Source organism: Pseudomonas sp. KCJK8993 (assembly GCF_046230915.1).
In the GTDB taxonomy this organism is placed as follows: Bacteria; Pseudomonadota; Gammaproteobacteria; order Pseudomonadales; family Pseudomonadaceae; genus Aquipseudomonas; species Aquipseudomonas piscis.
Genome location: NZ_JBJJLO010000240.1, coordinates 1 through 1,569, shown reverse-complemented (window position 1 = coordinate 1,569; position 1,569 = coordinate 1). Strand labels below are relative to the sequence as shown.

At 68.4% G+C, this 1,569-nt stretch carries 2 protein-coding genes; both read right to left on the bottom strand.

Features of this window, described 5'->3' with window-relative positions:
- A partial coding sequence (locus ACK6AU_RS31935; RefSeq protein WP_409303752.1) for a beta-ketoacyl synthase N-terminal-like domain-containing protein occupies nucleotides 1–903 on the bottom strand: 903 nt, incomplete at its 3' end.
- Nucleotides 904–965: 62 nt separating this feature from the next.
- A partial coding sequence (locus tag ACK6AU_RS31930; RefSeq protein WP_409303750.1) for an ACP S-malonyltransferase occupies nucleotides 966–1,569 on the bottom strand: 604 nt, incomplete at its 5' end.

Here is a 1,569-nt window from a genome sequence, read left to right as displayed (position 1 = left end):
CACATAGTCGATCTGCCCCGGGGCCAGGCCCGCGCGCCCCAAAGCCTGAGCGATGGCGCGCATCTCGCCCTCGCGCGATGGGTCGGGATTGCGGTTGGCATCCATGGTCCAGCCCCAGCCGGACAATTGCGCATAGGGCCGGACGGTGCTGCGCGTGGGGCCGGCCATGCGCTCCACCACCACCGCGCCACAACACTCGCCATAGATGAAACCGTCTCGGTCGCGGTCGAACGGCCGGGCCGCCTGCATCGGTGCATCGGCATAGCGCTCGGAGCCCATGGCCCCCAACGAACGCAACGCCTGGCACTCCCAATGCGACAGGTCCATCAGGGCGCCCAGCGCGATCGCCACATCCACCTGCCCCGACTGCACCGCCTGTAGCGCCTGGATCACCGCGACCTGGCCGCTGGCCGAGGCCCCGCCCACGGTGCAGGCCATGCCCTGGATGCCGAACTGCTGGGTACACAACCCGCACAGGTCGCTGTCCATGAACTCGACGCCATGGCCCGGCCGCACGAAGGCCTCGCGCCCGGTGTAGCGCTCATGGAGCTGGGCCAGTTCACGTTGCTGCAGGTTGCAGCCGCCGACGACCAGGCCTATGCGCTGCGGGTCCACGTCCTCCAGGCGGGCGTCCTGCCAGGCTTCATGCAAGGCCACCAGGGCCGCCTCGGCCGTCAGCGACAACTGCCGGAACAGCCGTGGCGCACGCTCCTGCGGCAGTTGCAGGGGGCCGAGTTCGGCGCCGAGAAAACGGCTTTGCCCCTGGCGCCCGGGGCGTTGCAGCACGTCGAAAGCGGCGTCGCCGGCCAGCAGTGCGCGGGTGAAGGCCTCCCGGCCCTGGCCAATGGCGGAAACGATACCGACACCGGTGATCGCAACGGGTAGTGGTCGAGTGGCAAGCATGTTGGCACCAGGATTGTCGATTCGGGCGAAGGCAACGGGCCGGCCCATGGCTGCATGGATGGCTACAACGCCTGGATCTCGTCGAGGGCGAAATAGCCGTTGTGGCCTTGCAGGTAGACCGCCGCCCGGTGGCCCAGCAACACCAAGGCGGTGCTGCGAGTCAGCAGCTCGCCGTCGACCCGTAGCGAGCGCACCCGAGTGCCGGCGGGATGCCGGGCATTCCACTGGGCGACCTGCTCGATGGCGCTGTGCAGCGCCGCTTCGCGAGGCCCAGGCGCTGCGCCCCCCGGCGAAACCGCAACGCCAGGCACAGGCGGGCGGCTGCCAGCGCGGATCTTCTCCACCAGCTTGGTCAACACCTCGCCATGGCCGACCTCTTCGAATTGCACCTCGCCCTGGGCCAGCAGGTATTGGATGCTCTCGCACCATTGCACTGGATGGGTCAGTTGCTGGACCAGGTGGTCGGCGATCGCTTCCTGGCTATACGGCTGGGCCGAAACGTTGGCGATTACCGGCTTGTTCGGCGGCGCCAGCTCCAGGCCTTGGAGATACGCGCGAAAGGCATCGGCGATCGGTTGCATGTAGCGCGAGTGGAAGGCGCCACTGGTATTGAGCGGATACAGCATGCCGCCCGCTGCCTCGACCGCGCTTTCCAGGCGCGCCAGC